This is a genomic window from Salinicoccus hispanicus (genome assembly GCF_009831115.1).
GTDB classification, from domain to species: Bacteria; Bacillota; Bacilli; order Staphylococcales; family Salinicoccaceae; genus Salinicoccus; species Salinicoccus hispanicus.
Genome location: NZ_WUUK01000001.1, coordinates 199,755 through 222,200 on the forward strand (window position 1 = coordinate 199,755; position 22,446 = coordinate 222,200).

Annotated in this window: 18 protein-coding genes; all 18 read left to right on the forward strand. The window is 48.6% G+C overall.

Annotated elements, in window-relative coordinates:
• The first annotated feature begins 10 nt into the window (after window positions 1–10).
• The 18 genes from sucC to GQ671_RS01060 all read left to right on the forward strand — a co-directional run bounded on the left by sucC (window position 11) and on the right by GQ671_RS01060 (window position 22,446).
• Complete coding sequence (sucC, locus tag GQ671_RS00975; RefSeq protein WP_160651335.1) at window positions 11–1,180, forward strand: ADP-forming succinate--CoA ligase subunit beta; 1,170 nt, start codon at window positions 11–13, stop codon at window positions 1,178–1,180.
• Between the two features lie 17 nt (window positions 1,181–1,197).
• Window positions 1,198–2,106: a succinate--CoA ligase subunit alpha gene (gene sucD, locus GQ671_RS00980; RefSeq protein ID WP_160651338.1), complete on the forward strand. Its 909-nt coding sequence runs from the start codon at window positions 1,198–1,200 to the stop codon at window positions 2,104–2,106.
• 154 nt (window positions 2,107–2,260) lie between these two features.
• Complete coding sequence (gene dprA, locus GQ671_RS00985; RefSeq protein WP_160651341.1) at window positions 2,261–3,061, forward strand: DNA-processing protein DprA; 801 nt, start codon at window positions 2,261–2,263, stop codon at window positions 3,059–3,061.
• 105 nt (window positions 3,062–3,166) lie between these two features.
• Window positions 3,167–5,233: a type I DNA topoisomerase gene (gene topA, locus GQ671_RS00990; RefSeq protein WP_160651344.1), complete on the forward strand. Its 2,067-nt coding sequence runs from the start codon at window positions 3,167–3,169 to the stop codon at window positions 5,231–5,233.
• A gap of 202 nt (window positions 5,234–5,435) precedes the next feature.
• Window positions 5,436–6,317 carry a site-specific tyrosine recombinase/integron integrase gene (gene xerA / locus GQ671_RS00995; protein WP_160651373.1) on the forward strand — a complete coding sequence of 294 codons (882 nt, stop codon included), beginning with the start codon at window positions 5,436–5,438 and terminating at the stop codon, window positions 6,315–6,317.
• Window positions 6,318–6,321: 4 nt separating this feature from the next.
• On the forward strand, window positions 6,322–6,861 hold the full coding sequence (gene hslV / locus GQ671_RS01000) for an ATP-dependent protease subunit HslV (protein WP_160651376.1): 540 nt from the start codon (window positions 6,322–6,324) through the stop codon (window positions 6,859–6,861).
• A 14-nt stretch (window positions 6,862–6,875) separates the two neighbouring features.
• A complete protein-coding gene (hslU, locus tag GQ671_RS01005; protein ID WP_160651379.1) occupies window positions 6,876–8,246 on the forward strand; it encodes an ATP-dependent protease ATPase subunit HslU in 1,371 nt (456 codons plus the stop codon).
• Between the two features lie 22 nt (window positions 8,247–8,268).
• A complete protein-coding gene (codY, locus tag GQ671_RS01010; protein WP_160653443.1) occupies window positions 8,269–9,036 on the forward strand; it encodes a GTP-sensing pleiotropic transcriptional regulator CodY in 768 nt (255 codons plus the stop codon).
• A 157-nt stretch (window positions 9,037–9,193) separates the two neighbouring features.
• Window positions 9,194–9,958: a 30S ribosomal protein S2 gene (gene rpsB / locus GQ671_RS01015; RefSeq protein ID WP_160651382.1), complete on the forward strand. Its 765-nt coding sequence runs from the start codon at window positions 9,194–9,196 to the stop codon at window positions 9,956–9,958.
• A gap of 101 nt (window positions 9,959–10,059) precedes the next feature.
• Entirely contained in the window at window positions 10,060–10,938 is an 879-nt protein-coding gene (gene tsf, locus GQ671_RS01020; protein WP_160651385.1) for a translation elongation factor Ts, read from the forward strand.
• Window positions 10,939–11,006: 68 nt separating this feature from the next.
• Window positions 11,007–11,729, forward strand: coding sequence for a UMP kinase (gene pyrH, locus GQ671_RS01025; protein ID WP_160651387.1), 723 nt, complete (start codon window positions 11,007–11,009; stop codon window positions 11,727–11,729).
• A gap of 15 nt (window positions 11,730–11,744) precedes the next feature.
• A complete protein-coding gene (gene frr / locus GQ671_RS01030; protein WP_160651389.1) occupies window positions 11,745–12,302 on the forward strand; it encodes a ribosome recycling factor in 558 nt (185 codons plus the stop codon).
• A gap of 129 nt (window positions 12,303–12,431) precedes the next feature.
• A complete protein-coding gene (locus tag GQ671_RS01035) occupies window positions 12,432–13,184 on the forward strand; it encodes an isoprenyl transferase (protein WP_160651392.1) in 753 nt (250 codons plus the stop codon).
• Between the two features lies 1 nt (window position 13,185).
• Window positions 13,186–13,974, forward strand: coding sequence for a phosphatidate cytidylyltransferase (locus tag GQ671_RS01040; protein ID WP_160651394.1), 789 nt, complete (start codon window positions 13,186–13,188; stop codon window positions 13,972–13,974).
• A 21-nt stretch (window positions 13,975–13,995) separates the two neighbouring features.
• The gene (locus GQ671_RS01045) at window positions 13,996–15,120 is read left to right on the forward strand and encodes a 1-deoxy-D-xylulose-5-phosphate reductoisomerase (protein WP_160651397.1); all 1,125 of its coding nucleotides are present in this window, start codon (window positions 13,996–13,998) and stop codon (window positions 15,118–15,120) included.
• A gap of 4 nt (window positions 15,121–15,124) precedes the next feature.
• Window positions 15,125–16,408, forward strand: coding sequence for an RIP metalloprotease RseP (rseP, locus tag GQ671_RS01050; RefSeq protein ID WP_160651400.1), 1,284 nt, complete (start codon window positions 15,125–15,127; stop codon window positions 16,406–16,408).
• An 11-nt stretch (window positions 16,409–16,419) separates the two neighbouring features.
• Complete coding sequence (locus GQ671_RS01055) at window positions 16,420–18,108, forward strand: proline--tRNA ligase (protein WP_160651404.1); 1,689 nt, start codon at window positions 16,420–16,422, stop codon at window positions 18,106–18,108.
• A 54-nt stretch (window positions 18,109–18,162) separates the two neighbouring features.
• On the forward strand, window positions 18,163–22,446 hold the full coding sequence (locus tag GQ671_RS01060) for a PolC-type DNA polymerase III (RefSeq protein ID WP_160651407.1): 4,284 nt from the start codon (window positions 18,163–18,165) through the stop codon (window positions 22,444–22,446).

Below are 22,446 nucleotides of genomic sequence, written 5' to 3' on the forward strand. Positions count from 1 at the left end.
GAGGATGAACATGAATATCCATGAGTATCAAGGGAAAGAAATCTTTCGCTCCATGGGCGTAGCCGTGCCTAACGGTAGTGTGGCGTATACACCTGAGGAAGCTGTGGAAGCAGCCAAAACTCTCGATTCCAACGTATACGTTGTCAAAGCACAGATCCACGCCGGTGGCCGCGGTAAAGCAGGCGGTGTCAAAATCGCCAAATCACTTGATGAAGTGAGAGAATACGCCAAGGAACTTCTCGGTAAAGTCCTCGTTACACATCAGACAGGTCCTGAAGGCAAAGAAGTGAAGCGTCTTCTTGTCGAAGAAGGCTGTGATATCCAGAATGAATTCTATATCGGTTTCGTCATCGACCGTGCAACAGACCGTGTCGTACTGATGGGATCTGAAGAGGGCGGTACGGAAATCGAGGAAGTGGCAGCGGAAACGCCTGAGAAGATTTTCAAGGAAGTCATTGATCCTGTAGTCGGACTTATGCCATACCAGGCAAGAAGACTGGCATTCAACATCAATATTCCGAAGGAATCTGTAGGCAAGGCAGCCAAACTCATGCTTTCCCTATACAATGTGTTTACTGAAAAAGACTGTTCAATTGTAGAAATCAACCCACTTGTTACTACTGGAGAAGGTGGTGTGCTCGCACTGGATGCCAAAGTCAACTTTGACGCCAATGCACTCTTCAGAAACAAGGATATTGTTGAACTCCGTGACAAGGATGAAGAAGATCCGAAGGAGATCCAGGCATCCAAATATGATCTTTCCTATGTGGCACTCGATGGCAACATCGGCTGCATGGTCAATGGTGCAGGTCTTGCCATGGCAACCATGGATACGATCAACCACTTTGGCGGCAGACCCGCAAACTTCCTCGATGTAGGGGGCGGCGCAACGACAGAGAAAGTGACAGAAGCTTTCAAGATCATCCTTGGTGATGAAGGGGTCGAAGGCATCTTCGTCAACATTTTCGGTGGTATCATGAAGTGTGATGTCATTGCCGAAGGTGTCGTCGGAGCCGTCGAAAATGTTGGTCTGGAAATTCCGCTTGTTGTCCGTCTTGAAGGTACGAATGTCGACCGCGGCAAGGAAATCCTTGAGCAGTCCGATTTTGATATCATTCCGGCAAGTACGATGGCAGAAGGTGCCCAGAAGATCATCGAAGCAGTCAATCAAAATAAATAATAACGGAGGAATCTACTGTGGGTGTATTTATCGATAAGGATACGAAAGTCCTAGTTCAAGGTATTACTGGATCAACAGCACTGTTCCATACGCAGCAGATGCTTGAATATGGTACGAAGATCGTTGCTGGTGTCACACCAGGCAAAGGCGGTCAGGAAGTAGAAGGCGTCCCTGTGTTCAATACGGTCGAAGAAGCAAAAGAAGAGACAGGCGCATCTGTGTCCGTCATCTATGTGCCGGCACCATTTGCAGCAGATGCAATCGTCGAATGTGCCGATGCTGAGCTTGATCTTGCCATCTGTATCACAGAGCATATTCCGGTACTCGATATGGTCAAGGTAAAGCGCTACCTGGAAGGCAAGAAGACCCGTCTTGTCGGACCGAACTGCCCGGGTGTCATCACAGCGGATGAGTGCAAGATCGGCATCATGCCGGGCTACATTCATAAGAAGGGCCATGTCGGTGTCGTCAGCCGTTCAGGTACACTGACCTATGAAGCGGTACACCAGCTGACAGAAGCCGGAATCGGCCAGACGACTGCTGTCGGAATCGGCGGAGACCCGGTGAACGGTACAGATTTCATTGACGCACTGAAGGCATTCAACGAAGATCCCGAGACGGAAGCGGTTGTCATGATCGGTGAAATCGGCGGTACTGCTGAAGAGGAAGCGGCTGAATGGGTCAGAGACAACATGAACAAGCCGGTTGTTGGATTCATCGGCGGTGTTACAGCCCCTCCAGGTAAACGTATGGGCCATGCGGGCGCCATCATTTCCGGCGGCAAGGGTACTGCAGACGAGAAGATCAAGACGATGAATGCATGCGGCATCGAGACTGCGGACACACCATCCGAAATTGGAGAAACACTGATTGCACGCATCAAAAAGGAAGACGGACTCTATGAAAAGTGTCTGACTGTAAAGTAACTGTCATATAAATCGATGAACCAGTTCAAAAGCACGGAATCCTGTTCGGGAATCCGTGCTTTTTTTCATTTATTTCCAAACGATTTAACAAAATGGTAAACAGAAAACTGACCAGTTTCTACTATAATTATCCATATGAATAAGGAGGCGTCATATGAATAGGATCTGTTTGAGTTTTGCAGGTGTTACAGCACATGAATTTAAAGTACTGGATGGGAAAATCAATGAAAAAATGACGGAAGGGCTGAGGAAAAAGGTCTGCCATGCAAAAAGGCTGGATGGAGATGTACTCGCTCAAAGTCTCATGGACGATGAAATCGGGTATATGACCATTGAAGATGAAAATTATCCTGCCATTCTCAAGGAGATCCATGATCCGCCCTACATACTGTACTACCGGGGGAATGGAGTTTTAATGCAAAGACGGATGCTTGGAATTGTCGGCAGCAGGAAGGCGACGTACTATACGAAAACCGCTCTGAAAAGCATTCTGCCAGAGCTGGATGAACATATCGCAATTGTCTCGGGACTGGCACACGGCGCCGATGAACTGGCTCACATGAAAGCGATGGAAAACAGTATGGCGACAATCGGCGTGCTTGCATTCGGTCATGGAACCCATTATCCTCAGAGCACATGGAGTACCAGATGCAGGATGGAGCAGGAAGGGCTGGTCATCAGTGAATATCCGCCAGGTACACCTGTTGCAAAGTGGCGGTTTGTCGCCCGCAACAGAATAATAGCAGGATTATCGACGGGTGTCCTCGTCACCGAAGCCGAAGCCAGAAGCGGCAGCCTGATTACGCTTGATATGGCACTCAATGAGAATCGACACGCCTACTGCCTGCCGGGGAATATCCACGCTGACCAGTCGAAGGGGACGAACTTGAGAATCCAGGAAGGTGCCAAAATGGTATTGTCCGGTGCCGACATAATGGAGGATTTCAACAGCTAGTTTTCAGGGAAACATGAAAATTTAAAATATATTATAGTTGACAAACAATTTTACTTCACTGTATTATTTGGATTTGAAAACACAACAGAAGGGGGCAATCGAGCTGTGGCAGATAATCTGGTCATTGTAGAATCACCTGCGAAAGCCAAAACGATAGAGAAATATCTCGGCAAACGATACAAGGTTGTTGCGTCGATGGGTCACGTTCGTGATTTGCCTCGCAGTCAAACGGGGATAGATACTGATAACAATTATGAGCCTAAATATATTACGATTCGCGGAAAAGGGCCTCTGCTCAAAGATTTGAAGAAAGAAGCCAACAAAGCGAAAAAAATATTCCTGGCGAGTGACCCGGACCGCGAAGGCGAAGCAATCGCATGGCACTTGAGCCATGCACTTGGAGAAGACAAGGAATACTACAGGGTAGTGTTCAATGAAATAACAAAGGATGCAATCAAGGAAAGCTTCAAACACCCGGGGGAAATCAATCAGAAGCTGGTTGATGCACAGCAGGCACGTCGCATACTCGACCGCCTGGTCGGCTATAACATCTCGCCTGTATTATGGAAGAAAGTGAAAAAAGGACTGTCCGCCGGTCGTGTCCAGTCTGTTGCACTCAAGCTGATCATCGACCGTGAAAATGAAATCAGGGCGTTCAAGCCGGAAGAATACTGGACGATCACCGGCCAGTTCAAATATGGCAAACACAAATTTGAGGGCAAGTTCAACCGTCTGGCTGATGAAAAGATCAAGCTGAAGACGAATGAGCATGTCGAATACGTCCTGTCGAAGCTCGATGGTGATGCATTCAATGTTGATTCTGTTGAGAAGAAGGAGAAGAAACGTTTCCCGGCCAAGCCGTTCACGACTTCCTCCCTCCAGCAGGAAGCAGCGAGAAAGCTCAATTTCAAAGCAAGAAAAACAATGATGGTCGCACAGCAGCTCTATGAGGGGATAGACGTCAAGAAGGCCGGTACAATCGGTCTGATCACCTACATGAGAACGGATTCCACACGGATTTCTCCTGTCGCACAGAAGGAAGCGACCGATTATATCGAGAATCAATATGGCAATGACTTTGTTGGTCCGAAGCCGTCCGGCAAGAAGACTGAAGGCAGCCAGGATGCTCACGAGGCTGTCCGTCCGACTTCAGCAAACCGGACGCCTGAGAACATGAAGCAGTATCTGTCCCGCGACCAGTACAGATTGTACAAACTCATCTGGGATCGCTTCATCGCCAGCTTGATGGCACCTGCAATACTGGATACTGTACGCATGGAAATGTCGAATAATGGCGTGATCTTCAGAAGCAATGGACAGACGATCAAATTCAAAGGGTTCATGCAGATCTACGTGGAGAGCAGAGATGATGAAGAGGAAGAACTCAACAATCGTCTGCCTGAAATCGAGGAAGGCGAGACGACGAATTCCGAACAGATCGATCCCAAGCAGCACTTCACACAGCCACCGCCGCGCTTTACTGAAGCAAGGCTCGTCAAGACGCTTGAAGAAGTGGGGATCGGCCGTCCATCCACCTATGCACCGACGCTTGATACGATCCAGAAGCGAAACTATGTCAAAGTCGATCAGAAACGTTTCATTCCGACAGAACTCGGTGAGATCGTCAACCAGTCGGTGACCCAGTACTTCCCGGATATCATCGACGTCGAGTTTACGCGGACGATGGAGAAGAGTCTTGATGATATCGCTGAAGGCGATGCGTCGTGGGTCGCTGTCATCGATGAATTCTATAAAGGGTTCGAACCACAGGTTTCCCGGGCGGATGAGGAAATGGAAAAGATAGAGATCAAGGATGAGCCTGCCGGCGAGGATTGCGAGAAGTGCGGTTCGCCGATGGTCTATAAGATGGGCCGCTACGGCAAGTTCATGGCATGCTCCAATTTCCCCGATTGCCGCAACACCAAGGCGATTGTCAAATCAATCGGCGTCAAATGTCCGAAATGCAACGAAGGGGATGTCGTCGAACGCAAGTCGAAGAAGAACCGTATCTTCTACGGCTGCGATCGCTATCCGGAATGCGACTTCATTTCATGGGATCGCCCGATCGGCAGAAGCTGTCCGAAGTGTGAGCACTATCTGGTCGAAACCAAAAAAGGCAAGACGGCAAAAGTGAAATGTACCAATTGCGATTATGAAGAGAAGGCTGAATAAAAAAGGCATCCATATTTTTATATGGGCCTTTTTATTGGGTCTGGACAAAATATTATAAATATTCGTATTATTTTGTGCAAAATAGAGCCAAATGGTTTAATATGTATTATTGGATACAAGAAATCAATGCCCTCTACCAGTGGCGGTATCCCTATTGTTCAATATTTTCTGCAGAGAAATACATGGTGAAGGCGGGGATTTGATGGATCAGCTTGAAAAGTTCTTGCAGCAGCTCACATACCAGCGGAATCTTTCTGCGCACACGGTCAGCAACTACAGAAGGGATATCTCGGAATTCCTGCTTTTTTTGGATGAGGAGGGCCTGAACATAGAAACCTTCAAGTATATGGATGCGAGGAACTACCTCAACATGCTGTACCAGAAGCAGTTGAAGAAATCCACAGTGTCCAGAAAGATATCCGCTTTAAGAAGCTTCTATAATCATCTGATCGACAAAGGTGCCATTCCTTCCAATCCATTTACAAGTCTGCCGAACCCTAAGAAGGAAAAGCCGCTCCCAGGCTTTCTTTATGAAAATGAAGTACGCGGGCTTTTTGATTCCCTGGATCGGGATGCGAAAATGCATGAGCGGGATCTGGCGATTCTGGAACTGTTCTATGCGACGGGCATGCGGGCTTCCGAACTGCTTGGTCTGACCCTCTCGCGCATCGACTTTGACCACGGTCTGCTGAAAGTCGTCGGAAAGGGCAATAAGGAAAGAATACTGTCATTTGGCACGCACGCTTCTGATGCACTGAAGTGCTACATCGATAAGCATCAGGATAAGATTGAAGCGAATGGCCCGCTGTGGGTCAACCACAGGGGCGCTCCCCTGACAGACAGAGGGTTGAGGTATGTCATCAACATGCTGGTAAAAAAGAGTGCCAGTGATCTTCATCTTCATCCGCATAAGATCAGGCACACTTTTGCGACACATATGCTGAATAACGGGGCAGATCTGAGGGCGGTGCAGGAACTGCTCGGCCATGAATCGCTTTCAACGACCCAGAAGTATACGCACGTATCCAAAGAGCAGCTTAGAAAAACCTATCTGGAACATCATCCAGCCAATCAGAAGAGGTGAAACAATGGCAATAAAAGGGACTACGATATTCGCCATTCGTCATAATGACAAGATGGCGATGGCAGGCGACGGCCAGGTGACGCTCGGCAACCAGGTCGTCATGAAGCATACTGCACGAAAGGTCAGGCGGCTGTTCGATGATAAGGTCGTCGCAGGATTTGCCGGGAGTGTAGCGGATGCATTCACACTGTTCGAGAAGTTTGAAGCGAATCTCCATGCATATAATGGCAACATGACACGGGCAGCTGTAGAGCTTGCCAAGGAGTGGAGAGGCGATAAGATTCTGAGACAGCTTGAAGCCATGCTGATTGTCATGGATCGGGAGACGCTGCTGCTTGTCAGTGGAACCGGGGAGGTCATCGAGCCGGATGACGGCATCCTCGCCATCGGTAGCGGGGGCAACTTCGCACTCAGTGCAGGCCGTGCCATGAAGCGGCATGGAGATGCGCTCAGTGCCGAAACCATTGCTAGGGACAGCCTGCTCATTGCGAGCGAAATCTGCGTCTTCACAAATGACCATATAACTGTAGAAACGATTGAGTAAAAGGAGCGTTCGAATTGAGACAAAATCTTACTCCAAGGGAGATTACTGCTAAACTTGATGACGATATCATCGGTCAGCAGGAAGCGAAGCGCAAAGTGGCGATCGCAATGCGCAACCGCTATCGCCGCATGCTGCTTGATTCTTCACTGAAAGATGAAGTCATACCTAAAAATATTCTGATGATCGGCCCGACCGGAGTCGGCAAGACAGAGATAGCCAGAAGAATGGCCAGACTGACCGGCGCTCCGTTTTCAAAAGTGGAGGCGACAAAGTTCACTGAAGTCGGCTATGTAGGCCGCGATGTCGAAAGCATGGTACGTGATCTGGTTGAAGCCAGTGTCCGTATCGTCAAGGAAGAGAAGATGAAGCTCGTGGAAGATGATGCCCGTAAGCTTGCCGAGGAACGGCTCGTCGGTCTTCTTGCGCCAGGCGAGAAGCGCAGCCAGGCGAGTTCCAATCCTTTTGAAATGTTCATGAACCAGCAGTCCGATGATGAGCAGGAGGAAGTGACACCTGAAGTAAGGGCCAAGCGGATGAATCTGAGGGAAAAACTCGCAGCGGGTCTGCTTGAGGATACGGATGTGTCGATTGAAGTCGAGCAGGAACAGAATTCGATGGGCATGATGCCCCCAGGAATGGATGCAGGCGGCATGCAGGACATGCTGAAGCAGTTCATGCCGAAGAATAAGCACAAGCGGACCATGCCGGTCAGGAAGGCCCGTGAATATCTGAAGCGTGAAGAGGCCGAAAAGATTGTCGATACCGACAATGTCAATGACGAGGCCATTACACTTGCTGAGACGATGGGCATCATCTTCATTGATGAGATGGATAAGATCGCCAAAGGCAGCCAGAACTCGGGCGATGTTTCGAGAGAAGGCGTCCAGCGGGATATCCTGCCGATAGTCGAAGGCAGCACGGTCCAGACGAAGTACGGACCGATAGACACTGAACACATCCTGTTCATCGGTGCCGGTGCTTTCCATGTCGCCAAGCCGAGTGATCTGATTCCTGAACTCCAGGGACGCTTCCCGATCCGTGTCGAACTCGACAAGCTCAAGACCGAAGATTTCGTCAGGATACTCAAGGAACCGAAGAGTTCACTGATCAAGCAGTACGAGGCACTGCTGGAAACAGAAGGGGTATCCATTTCATTCACTGATGAAGCAATACAGGAAGTTGCCTCCATTGCTTTTGAAGTGAACAATGATACAGATGATATCGGCGCAAGACGACTGCATACAATACTTGAAACGCTGCTCGAAGAGCTTCTATTTGAAGCGAGTGGCATGCAAGGTGCCCAAGTGGAAATTACAAAGCAGTACGTGGAATCAAAATTGAACAACATCAAGTCCGATAAGAACTTGAGTGCTTTCATACTATAAATCTAAAGGAGAAATACACATGATGAACCTACTACAGAAAACAAGAGAGATCAATAAGCTGATTCAGAGCAATCACGGCGTTAAAGTGGATTTTAAAGAAGTATCGGAGAAAGTGAGCCGCGTGCTCGAATGCAACGTATTCATCGTTTCAAGAAAAGGCAAGCTGCTCGGATATGGCATCAATCAGAAAATCGAAAATGACCGTATTGTGGATATGCTGGAAGAAAGAAGATTCCCTGATGAGTACGTTGAGAGAATCATGAAAATCAGCGAAACACAGGAAAATATAGAATTTGAAGATGAGCTGACAGTCTTCCCGACGGAAGATTCCTTCCAGGATTCCGAAACTTGCATCGTGCCGATTTTCGGTGGCGGCGAGCGTCTCGGTACACTGGTACTCGGCCGTGTATCCAAGGCATTCAAGGAAGAGGACCTGGTACTGGCAGAGTACGCAGGCACAGTAGTAGGCATGGAGATCCTCCGAGAAAAGCAGGAAGAGATCGAGCAGAAGGCGCGCGACAAAGCAAGCATCGCCATGGCGATCCGTTCACTGTCCTATTCGGAAAGAGAAGCGATCGAACACATCTTTGATGAATTGGATGCGGATGAAGGACTGCTTGTAGCATCCAAAGTTGCAGACCGGGTGGGCATTACACGTTCCGTCATCGTCAATGCACTGCGCAAGCTTGAAAGTGCCGGCGTCATTGAATCCCGTTCCCTCGGCATGAAAGGGACATTCATCAAGGTCAAAAAAGAAGACTTCCTGCCTGAACTCAGAAAAGAAAGCTAAACAGCAATCTTTAGTTTGATTTACAGGGCTTTATGTGTTATAGTATTAAACGGCTGAAAACAGCCCACTACACACAGTAGAGTGAATTGGAGACTGGTGCCTTATGGTCGTTTCCAAAGCTGTACTGGAGGGAAAAAACCAGAGGAGGAAATTAATCATGGCAGTAATTACTATGAAGCAACTGCTTGAAGCTGGTGTACATTTCGGACACCAGACACGTCGTTGGAATCCTAAGATGAAGAGATACATCTTCACGGAAAGAAACGGCATCTACATCATCGATCTTCAGAAGACAGTCAAAAAAGTAGGGGAAGCTTACGATTTCGTCAAGAGCATCTCTGAAGAAGGCGGAAAAGTTCTGTTTGTTGGTACTAAAAAACAGGCTCAGGACGCTATTAAAGAAGAAGCTGAGCGCGCAGGTCAACTCTACGTTAACCAAAGATGGCTCGGTGGGATTCTGACAAACTACAAAACAATTTCAAAACGTATCAGACGTATTGATGAAATTGAAAAAATGGAAGCGGACGGCACATTTGAAGTACTTCCTAAAAAAGAAGTCATGGAACTTCGCAAAGAATACGATCGTCTGATCAAATTCCTTGGCGGTATCCGCGACATGAAGGAAATGCCTAAAGCACTCTTCATTGTAGACCCTAGAAAAGAACGCAATGCAATAATGGAAGCTAAAAAACTCAACATTCCGATCGTCGCAATGGTCGATACCAACTGTGATCCGGACGAAATCGACTATGTCATCCCGGCAAACGATGATGCCATCCGTGCGGTCAGACTCATGACAAGCAAAATGGCTGATGCAGTGATGGAAGGACAGCGTGGCGTATCTGATGAAGAAGTCGCTGCAGAACAGAATATCAATATGGACGAGAGTTCAGAAGAGACTGTAGAAGCAGGCGAAAGATAATAAATTGTTTGACAATGGTGATAAGTAGCTTATTCTTATCACCATTTTTAAAAGATGGGAAGCTTTTCCCGGTCAATAATACGATTCCAGGAGGATGAAAAATGGCTATTTCTGCAAAATTGGTTAAAGAACTGCGCGAGAAAACTGGCGCTGGCATGATGGATTGTAAAAAGGCGCTTCAGGAAACTGATGGCGATCTCGACAAAGCGGTAGACTATCTCCGTGAAAAAGGGATTTCCAAAGCTGCTAAAAAAGCGGACCGTATCGCTGCTGAAGGTATCGTCCATGTGGCATCCAAAGGCAATGACGGTGTCATCGTGGAAATCAACTCTGAAACCGACTTCGTTGCACGCAACGTCGAATTCCAGCAGCTTGTCAAAGATGTGGCAGATCACATCCTTGAAACAAAGCCTGCTGATATTGAAGCACTCAACAATTCTGAAATGAACGGCAAGAAAGTTGACGATGTCATGAATGAAGCAGTTGCTAAAATTGGCGAAAAGCTCACTCTTAGAAGATTCGCTCTTGCTGAGAAGACAGACAACGATGCTTTCGGCGAATATCTTCACATGGGTGGACGCATCGGCGTGCTTACGCTTGTTGAAGGTTCCACTGATTTCCAGGCAGCAAAAGATGTTGCAATGCACGCTGCAGCACTGAATCCTAAATATGTCTCCAAAGACCAGGTATCACAGGAAGAACTTGAGCACGAAAGAGAAGTTCTGAAACAGCAGGCCCTGAATGAAGGCAAGCCTGAGAAGATCGTCGACAAAATGGTGGAAGGCAGAATGCGCAAGTATCTCGAAGAGATCTGCATTGTGGACCAGCCATTCGTCAAAGATGCTGACCAGACTGTTGAGCAATTCCTGAAATCAAAAGGTGGAGAACTCAAGAATTTCATCCGCTTTGAAGTAGGCGAAGGCCTCGAGAAAAGACAGGAAAACTTCGCAGACGAAGTAATGGGTCAAGTGAATAAATAATAAAAAGACACTTCGGTGTCTTTTTTTCTAAACAGATAGAACATTAAATTATGTAAGGATGGAGACATATGCCTGAAACTTCCAAATTTAAACGTATTGTACTGAAACTGAGTGGAGAAGCTCTGGCTGGAGACGATGGTTTCGGCATCAACCCGGTCGTAATCAAAAATATAGCAGAGCAGGTTGTAGATGCCAAAAGTCTGGATGTAGAGATTGCTGTCATCGTCGGTGGCGGCAACATCTGGCGTGGAAAAGTAGGCAGCGACCTCGGCATGGACCGCGGCACTGCGGACTACATGGGAATGCTTGCAACAGTAATGAACTCCCTGGCACTGCAGGATAGTCTCGAACAGCTCGGCTGTGAGACCCGTGTACTGACATCGATTGAAATGAAACAGGTTGCTGAACCCTACATCAGAAGGCGTGCAATCAGACATCTTGAAAAGGGTCGCATCGTCATTTTTGCAGCCGGTATCGGCAATCCATACTTCTCAACTGATACGACTGCAGCACTGCGTGCAGCCGAAGTGGAAGCGGATGTCATCCTGATGGGTAAAAATAACGTGGATGGTGTCTATTCTGCGGATCCTAAGCTGGATGCGACTGCCTTCAAGTACGATACATTGACTTATATGGAAATGCTGCAGGAGAACCTGCAGGTCATGGATGCCACTGCTTCATCCTTTTGCATGGACAATGATATACCGCTTGTGGTATTTTCGATTACAGAAGAAGGTAATATCAAACGTGCTGTTTCAGGCGAGACAATCGGTACGGAAATCAAAAAGTAATGGGAGAGAAATAGTATGAGTGAATCTGTCTTGAAAGACACCAGATCGAAGATGCAGAAATCTTTGGATAACCTGAGCCGCGAACTGGCTGCAATCCGCACAGGTCGTGCGAATTCAAACATGCTGGACCGTGTGACGGTCGACTACTATGGTGCACAGACACCGGTCAACCAGCTTGCAGGCATTTCAGTTCCTGAAGCACGGATGATTACAGTGACACCATATGACAAGAGTTCTGTGGATGATGTGCTTAAAGCCATCCAGCAGGCCGACCTTGGAGTCAATCCGACAAGCGATGGTACGATGATCCGCATCACTGTACCTCAGCTGACTGAGGAGCGCCGCAAGGAGTTCGTCAAAGATGCACGCAAGGAAGGCGAGAATGCTAAAGTTGCAGTCCGCAATGTCCGTCGCGAATCCAACGACGAACTGAAGAGTCTTCAGAAGGATGGAGAGCTCACTGAAGATGACCTGAAAGGTTACACAGAGGATGTCCAGCAGCTGACAAACGACTATATCGAGAAAATCGATAAGATGTGTGATGAAAAAGAAAGCAGCATCATGGAAGTCTGATTCATTATCCAAAGGGCAGGATTTTCCTGCCTGTTTTTTTATGTCCTCTATTTTGTGGTAGAATAAAGTGATTGAGGACTCGATATTATCAATGTATACTAATAATTATAATGCTTCAGGAGGATTGTTATGTTTGGTTGGAAGAAGCACAAGAAGACCGATTCCGATAAAGCGCTGCCCGAACATATCGCCATCATCATGGATGGAAATGGAAGGTACGCCAAAAAGAAAAATAAACCAAGAGTGCATGGTCACTATGAAGGCATGCAGAATGTAAAAAGCATTACAAGGCATGCTTCGGATCTCGGTATAAAGTATTTGACACTATATGCTTTTTCCACAGAGAACTGGTCCCGGCCTAAAAGCGAAGTAAGCTATCTGATGAAACTGCCGGGTGATTTTCTTGGTACATTCCTGCCTGAACTCATCGAGAAGAACGTCAGGATAACGACCATTGGAAATATGGATGGTCTGCCCATACATACGACAAAAGCAGTACAGGATGCAGTGGAGAAAACCGCTCACAATACGGGTCTGAATCTTATATTTGCACTCAACTATGGTGGGCGTGACGAACTGATCCAGGCTTTTCAGGCAATGGCCGAGCAGGTATCGAACGGTAGTCTCGGATCGAATGAGATTACAGGTGAGATGATCGACAGTCATCTGATGACATCGAGTATACCTGATCCGGAAATGCTCATACGTACGAGTGGAGAATACAGGTTGAGCAATTTCCTGCTATGGCAGTCATCATACAGTGAACTGTTTTTCACAGACACGCTGTGGCCTGAATTCACAACAGACGAACTCGACCATATGATTTCGCAATACCGCAAACGTGAGAGAAGGTTCGGGGGACTTAACCAGGAGGAGGAATGACATGAAGACGCGGACAATTACTGCAATACTTGCTCTATTGATTTTTGTACCTATTGTTGTCCTTGGTTCATGGCCACTGCTCATTACAGTCTTTCTTCTGGCCTATACTGCACTATACGAAATACTCAAAATGAACAGGATCCATATATTCTCCATCCCGGGAATGCTGTCGATGGTGGCGCTCTTCATTGTAATGATGCCCCAGGAAGCCTATATGCCCCATATATCCGTCTTCCAGGTGGATCTGATCATCGTCATGGCACTGCTCATGCTGAGCTTTACAGTCATCAGCAAGAACAGGTTTTCTTTTGTGGATATGGGTTTCTGCGTCCTTGCGGTCGCCTATGTCGGCATCGGATTCATGTATTTCTATGAAACACGTGAAGCAGGCATCATCTACATACTTTATGGTCTTCTGATCGTCTGGGTGACGGACACCGGCGCTTATCTTTTCGGGCGTGCAATGGGTAACCGGAAGCTCTGGCCCCAGATCAGTCCTAACAAGACTGTCGAAGGATTCTTTGGTGGTATTTTCTGCAGTGTTCTGCTGGCTTTGGTCTTCTATTTCACAGGCTGGATTGATGAAATAAACATATTCCTGCTGCTCGTGCTTACGATGATTCTGAGCATGTCGGGTCAGCTTGGCGATCTTGTGGAATCCGCTCTGAAACGCCACTTTGACATCAAGGACTCAGGTCAGCTGCTTCCCGGACACGGCGGTGTTCTTGACCGTTTCGACAGCTTCATCTTTGTCCTGCCGCTCATGAATATACTTCCACTGATAAACTAAACCGAAATACAGGTGAATTTAATGAAAACAATTTCCATTCTAGGTGCAACGGGCTCCGTCGGTACGCAAGCCCTGACAGTGATCTCGAACAATCCCGAGCATTTCAGGCTTGGGAGCATCTCGATCGGTTCCAATATAGACCGGCTGGAAGAGATACTGGAAACGTTCCGTCCTACGCTTGTCAGTGTCGGCAATGATGCCGACCGATTGGCGCTTCAGGGAAAATATCCGCATATCGAATTCACTTCCGGCAAGCAAGGTCTGCTGGATGTTGCAACGGATGATTCGGATCTCCTCCTCACTGCCATCATGGGCAGCATCGGCCTCGAACCGACTCTCGCAGCGATTGAGGTTGGCAAGGACATTGCACTCGCCAACAAGGAGACGCTTGTTGCTGCCGGCGAAATCGTAATGGCGAAAGCGAAAGAGAAGAATGTATCAATCGTTCCTGTGGACTCCGAACACTCTGCGATATTCCAGTGCCTGCGTGGCGAGAATAGAAGCGAGATGAAGCGCATCATTCTGACAGCCAGTGGTGGATCCTTCCGTGAACTATCCCGGGAGGCGCTGTCCGATGTTACACTCGAAGATGCACTTGATCATCCGAACTGGTCGATGGGACGCAAGATCACCATTGATTCTGCTACAATGATGAATAAAGGACTTGAGGTCATTGAAGCAAAATGGCTGTTTGATGCAGAGGTCGATCAGATTTCCACCATTCTCCATCGTGAAAGCACCATCCACTCGATGGTCGAGTTTGTCGACAACAGCATCATGGCCCAGATGGGTACACCGGATATGAAGACAGTCATCCAGTTTGCCTTCAGTCATCCCGATCGTCTGCCGACAGATGACCCCATGGATCTGGATGCACTCAGCCAGCTGAATTTCAGTCCGATGGATCTGGAACGGTTCAGAATGCTTGCACTCGCCTATGATGCCATCCGGACGGGTGGCACCATGCCTGCCGTCATGAACGCAGCAAACGAATATGCAGTGAACCGTTTCCTGAATGGGGAAATTTCATTTCTGGAGATAGAAGAGATTGTCGAATCCCGAATGCACAGCCATGATCCGGTGAAGAATCCAGATCTCGATACGATTCTATATTACGACCGGCTGTACAAGTCTGATATGAGGTGATGGAATGACCGGTATTTTAGCTTTTATTGTAGTTTTTGGTGTGCTGGTGACGGTACACGAACTCGGGCACCTGATCTTCGCCAAACGGGCAGGCATCATGTGCCCTGAATTTGCCATCGGCATGGGGCCTAAAATCTTTTCCTACAAGTATAATGATACACTCTATACAGTCAGGCTGCTGCCAGTCGGCGGTTATGTAAGAATGGCTTCCGAGGAGATGGAAATCAATCCGCTGAACGCCGGCATGCGTGTACAGCTCAAGACGAATGAAAGTGACGAAATTACGCACATCATCCTCGATGACAAGCACAACTTTACACAGATTGAAGAAGTGGAAGTCATCGACTCAGATATAACAAAGGAAATGTTCATCCGTGCGAGCCGTCTGCATGATGGTGAAGAAATCACATATAAGCTTGCGCATGAAGCGTATTTCGTTGAGAATTCCCAGCTGGAACGCATTGCGCCGAGATCTGCACGATTCGAATCGAAGTCGGTCTGGCACCGGTTCATGACATTGGCTGCCGGGCCATTGATGAATTTTGCACTTGCTTTCGCACTGTTTACGGTGCTGTTCTATATCAATGGAAAGCCGACAGACGAAGCAGTGGTCGGTTTTGTTGCCGAGGATACACCGGCTGAGGAAGCGGGGCTTCAGGAAGGCGATCGGCTTGAGACCATCAATGGCGAAACTGTCGAGGACTGGAATGATATGTCTGCCATCATTCAGGCAGAGGGAGAAACGCCGCTTGATATAGATGTGACCAACGATGGTGAATCAAGGACGGTTGAAATGACGCCGATTGTCGAGACGACCGAACTTCCCGATGGGGAAACGACCGAACGGCTCATCATCGGCATTGGAGCCGAGATGGAACGCGGCGCACTTTCCCCAATACTATGGGGGGCGGAACGCACATACGAGATGGGGACGCTGATATTCCGACTTGTCGTCGAGATGTTTGGAAGCATAGTCAACGGTACATTCTCATTTGACATGCTGAACGGGCCGGTCGGAATCTATAAGGTGACAGAAGAGGTGGCTGCACAAGGTCTGATTACGCTGATCAACTTCACAGCAGTACTGAGTGTCAATCTTGGCATCATGAACCTGCTGCCGATTCCTGCGCTGGATGGTGGACGCATCCTGTTTGTCCTTTATGAAGGCATCTTCAGAAAACCGCTGAATAAGAAAGTGGAACTGAACATCCAGCTCGTCGGTGTATTATTTTTACTGATGGTCATGATTCTTGTAACATGGAATGATATAAAGACATTTTTCCTTTAGGAGTGAAGTGAATGAGACAATCCAGAATGTTTATACCTACAATGAGAGAGACCCCACAGGATGCAGAAAGTCTGAGTCACCGCCTCATGCTGAAGGCGGGCATGATCAAGCAGATGGCGAGCGGCATATATACTTATCTGCCGATTACGAAGCTTGTACTCAATAATATCGAGCAGATTGTAAGGGAAGAGATGAACGCTGTTGGTGGTGTGGAGATCCACATGCCGGTGCTGCACCCGAAGGAACTGTGGCAGGAGTCCGGACGCTGGGATGCCTATGGTAGGGAGCTTATGAGAATTCAAGATCGTCATGATCGTGATTTTGCACTTGGGCCAACTCATGAAGAAATGATTACGGCTTTGCTGAGAGATGAGCTGAAGAGCTACAAGAAGCTGCCTTTGACCCTCTTCCAGATCCAGACCAAATTCCGTGATGAACTGCGTCCGCGCTTTGGACTGCTGCGCGGCCGTGAATTCATCATGAAGGACGCATACTCCTTCCACAGCAACGAAGCATCACTTGATGAAACTTATAAAGATATGTATAACGCCTATTCGAACATCTTCTCCCGCGTTGAACTGAACTACCGGGCGGTTGAAGCGGATTCCGGTGCGATCGGCGGCAGCCATACCCATGAATTCATGGCGCTTGCCGATATTGGTGAGGATACGGTCGTCTATACTGACGGCAGCAACTATGCCGCGAATATCGAAAAGGCGGCATGTCCAGTGCCTGAGCCTGTCGAGACCAATAGCAGCAAGGAAATCGAAAAGGTTGAAACGCCAGGGGTTGCGACTTGCGCTGTACTGGCAGAACACTTGGATATCACTGTCGAGGAGACGACGAAGACGATGATCATGCGTATCGGCAACGACTACGCCATGATACTTCTTCGTGGCGATCACGAACTGAATGACATCAAAGTGAAGTCCTATTTCAAAACTGATGATGTTGATTTCGCAACGGACGAGGAGATCAGAAATCTGCTTAATGCCACACCAGGCAGTCTCGGTCCTGTCCATACCGAGCTTCCGGTCTACCTGGACCATCAGGTGCGTAACATGCAGGACTATCCGACAGGTGCCAACGAGAGCGGCTATCACTTTGTGAATGTCAATCATGAGCGCGACTACGAAGTAGTGGACTACGATGATTTCCGCTTCATCACAGAAGGGGAGATGGCACAGGACGACAGCGGTCCTGTCAAATTCATGAAGGGTATCGAAGTGGGTCAGGTATTCAAGCTCGGCACGAAATATTCCGAGTCCATGAATCTGAACGTTCTTGATGAAAATGGACGCAGCGTCCCTGTACTCATGGGCTGCTATGGTGTCGGTGTATCAAGGACACTATCGGCCATCATCGAAAGCCATAACGATGACCGGGGCATCATCTGGCCGAAGGCGGTCACACCATTTGATATCCATATCATTACAGCAAATCCGAAGGATGACGAGGGTGTCAAAATAGCTGAAGATCTCTATGAATCACTTGGCAAAAGATATCGTGTCCTCTATGATGACAGAAAAGAACGAGCCGGCGTCAAGTTTGCCGATTCCGATCTGATCGGCCTGCCATACAGGGTTGTCATCGGTCGGGGTGCCAAAGAAGGTAAAGTGGAAGTCAAGGCAAGACGCAGCGAAGAGTCGATGGATCTGTCCATTGATGATGTACTGCAGTATCTGGAAGTGAACTATTAGAAGAAGTCATGCGCGTAAATCTCTGATTTACGCGCTTTTATAGGAGTGTTGCAAGTGAAGGGCAAGGATCAGTTCAATGTACTGCTCCAGCAGGCAGGCATAAAGGGGAACGAAAACCATCTATCGACCGGTACACTGAAAAAGGTCGTATCGGATGATGAACGGAGGCTGTGGGAATTTCATCTTCATTTTGAAAACATGATTCCTGCTTCCTTGCGTGCCATGATGGAAGACAGTATCAGCAAGACTTTCTCGAATATTGCGGAGACAAAGCTCTTCATTTCCGCAGATCATTATACGGATAAGGATATACTGGATTATCTTGAATATGCACTGACGGATATCAGCGTCAATGAAAACATCCGGTTCCAGCTGCTCAACTGTGACAAGCAGTTCAAAAGCGGTACACTGATGTTTTCTGTACAGAACGATATAGAAGTCGCGCATTTCAATAAGCATATCAACGGCAATCTGACATCCGCCTACAGCATGTACGGCATGCCGATCACAGGCATCGAGTTCCATGTCGACAAGGTACTCGATTCCGACAGGCGGACGAAACTGGAAGAACGTCTGAAGGAAGAGAAGACCGAGCTTGTGCAGGGCTTCATCGAGCAGCGCAAGGACATTGAAGCGGATATGAAGAAACAGCAGGAAGATGTCGTCAAGCAGATCGGGAAGTCGATGAATCTGAACGATATCAGACCGCTTGAAACGGTCGTAGAGGAAGAGTTCAATGTCAAAGTGGAAGGGGTCATCTTCGATAGCGAAGTCAGGGAGCTCAGAACAGGACGGAAAATACTGCAGCTGAAGCTCACCGACTATACGGATTCCATTGCAGCCAAAATGTTTTCGAGGCATGGCAAGAACGACGATGCCGTATTCGATGCCCTAGAGAAAAACGACTGGGTCATCATTGAAGGTAATGTGGAATACGACGAGTTCTCAAGAGATATGGTACTCATGATCCGCAATATGAATGTCATAGAGAAGCCCGAGAAGATGGATAAAAGTCCTGAAAAGCGTGTCGAACTCCATCTCCATTCCGAAATGAGCCAGATGGATGGACTGCGCAATATCAGCGAATATGTCAAACGGGCGAAGGATTTCGGCCATACGGCCATGGCTGTGACCGACCACAACACCGTGCAGGCTTTTCCGGATGCCTACCATGCTGCAGAAAAGCACGGCATCAAGATGATCTATGGCATGGAAGGACTGCTTGTTGATGACGGTGCGCCGATCGCCTACAAGCCCCAGGATATCATGCTTGAGACCCACAATTATGTCGTCTTTGACGTGGAGACGACCGGCCTGTCATCAAAGTATGACCAGATCATTGAACTTGCCGGCGTCAAAGTGAGAAATGGCGAGATCATCGACCGCTTTGAACGGTTCAGCAATCCGAATGAACCATTGACTGAAACCATCAAGGAAATCACCGGTATTACGGATGACATGCTCGTTGATGCACCACCGATCTCAGAAGTCATCAGTGATTTCAAAAGTTGGGTGGGGGATGCGATCTTCGTCGCACATAACGCCAGCTTCGATATGGGATTCATTGAAGCAGCCTATCGCAGAGAAGGGATCGAGCCTTATACCAATGGTGTCATAGATACACTGGAGCTGTCCCGCGCGATCAACAAGGACTTCAAGAAGCATGGTCTCAATATACTGGCCAAGAAATATAATGTCGAACTGACCCAGCACCACCGGGCGATCTATGATGCTGAAGCAACTGCCTATATTTTCATCAAGATGCTCTCTCAGATCAAAAAGCTCGGCATCGACAATCACAGCCATATAAATGAAAAACTCTCTGATGAAGAATCCTACAAGCGTGCCATGCCGATGCATGTCACCATTCTTGTCAAGAACCAGGAAGGCCTGAAAAACCTGTTCAAAATCGTTTCAGCTTCATTGACTGACCATTTCTACAGGACACCGCGCATCAGAAAGCAGGTGCTCGAGAAACACCGGGCCGGACTGCTGATCGGCAGTTCGTGCGATTCCGGTGAAGTGTTTACGACAATGATGCAGAAGTCGTATGAGGAAGCGAAGAAGGTGGCATCCTTCTATGACTACCTCGAGATTCTCCCGAAAGCACTGTACAGCCGGCTGCTCGACCGCGAAATCGTGCGGGACGAGTCGACACTGGAGGAGATCATCGGCAATATCATCACACTTGGTGATGAACTCGATAAGCCCGTTGCAGCGACCGGCAATGTCCATTATCTGGATGAATCCGACAAGCTGTGCCGTGATATTCTCGTGAAAAGCAATCCGGGTAATCCGCTCAGCCGCGGCCGGCTGCCGGACGCACAGTTCAGAACGACCGATGAGATGCTTGATGCATTTTCTTTCCTCGATGAATCTGTCAGAAGGGAAGTTGTCATCGATGCACCGAACCGGATCGCCGACAGCATCGACACGGTTGTCCCTGTCAAAGATGAACTGTATACACCGAATATCGAGGGTGCCAACGATCAGATCCGCGAACTGAGCTACAGCAACGCGCGTGCGCTCTATGGTGAAGAACTGCCGCAGGTGGTCATAGACCGTCTCGAGAAGGAGCTTGAAAGCATCATCGGCAACGGTTTTGCCGTCATCTATCTGATCAGCCAGAAGCTCGTGACGAAATCACTTGAAGACGGCTACCTTGTCGGTTCGCGTGGATCGGTCGGATCGAGTTTTGTTGCGACAATGACTGAAATCACCGAAGTCAACCCGCTGCCGCCGCACTATGTATGTCCGGAATGCAGAACGAGCGAGTTTTTCATGGACGGCAGTGTCAGCTCGGGCTATGACCTTCCGGATAAGAGCTGCGGCACATGCGGCAGCACACTCATCAAGGAAGGGCAGGATATCCCGTTTGAGACGTTTCTTGGCTTCAAAGGCGACAAGGTACCGGATATCGACCTCAACTTCAGTGGCGACTATCAGCCTGTGGCGCATAACTATACGAAGGAGCTGTTCGGTGAAGACAAGGTCTTCCGTGCAGGGACCATCGGCACAGTTGCGGAGAAGACCGCGTTCGGCTACGTCAAAGGCTACTTGAACGATAATGGCCTGCAGCGCAGAGGTGCTGAAATCGACCGGCTTGTACTCGGCTGCAGTGGCGTCAAACGGACGACCGGACAGCATCCGGGCGGTATCATCGTTGTGCCGGACTATATGGATATATACGACTTTACACCGATCCAGTATCCGGCTGACGATGTGGAGTCCGAATGGAAGACGACGCACTTCGACTTCCACTCCATCCACGACAATCTGCTGAAGCTGGATATACTTGGACACGATGATCCGACAATGATACGCATGCTGCAGGATCTCTCGGGCATCGATCCGAAGACCGTACCGGTGGATGATGCGCGGACCATGTCGCTCTTCAGTTCACCGGAAACACTCGGTGTGACGGAGGAGGACATCAACTGCCGCACAGGCACGCTCGGAGTACCCGAGTTCGGTACCGGCTTCGTCAGGCAGATGCTTGAAGATACGAGGCCGTCGACATTCAGTGAACTTGTCCAGATTTCAGGACTGTCGCACGGTACGGATGTATGGCTCGGCAATGCACAGGACCTCATCAGAAGCGGTATATCGGATCTGAAGAATGTCATCGGCTGCCGGGATGATATCATGGTCTACCTGATGTATCAGGGCCTTGAACCCTCGCTTGCCTTCGGTATCATGGAGAAGGTCAGGAAAGGGAAGGGGCTGAGCGAGGAGCATGAATCTGCGATGCGGGAGCAGGGTGTACCGGGCTGGTACATCGACTCCTGCAAGAAGATCAAGTACATGTTTCCGAAAGCACACGCTGCGGCCTACGTGCTGATGGCGGTCAGAATCGCCTATTTCAAAGTGCACCATCCACTTTTCTACTATGCCAGCTACTTCACTGTGCGTGCATCGGACTTCGACCTTCTGACGATGGTCAAGGACAGTACCACAATCAAGCATAAGGTCAAGGAGATGAACCAGCGTTTCCAGGAGCTGACCAAAAAGGAGAAGGATACGCTCGTCGTGCTGGAGCTTGCCAACGAGATGGCACAGCGCGGCTACAAGATCCGGCCTGTGGACGTCGAGAAATCCGACAGTACCGAGTTCAGGATCGAAGGCGACGCACTCTATCCGCCATTCCTTGCCGTACCAGGGCTTGGAGCCAGTGTGGCAAGACGCATTGTCGAAGCGCGGGATGAAGAGCCATTCATCTCGAAAGAGGATCTGAACAAGCGTGCCGGAGTGTCCCAGAAGATAGTCGATTATCTGACTGAACTTGGCAGTCTCAATCACCTGCCGGACAAGGCCCAGCTCTCCATTTTCGACATGTAG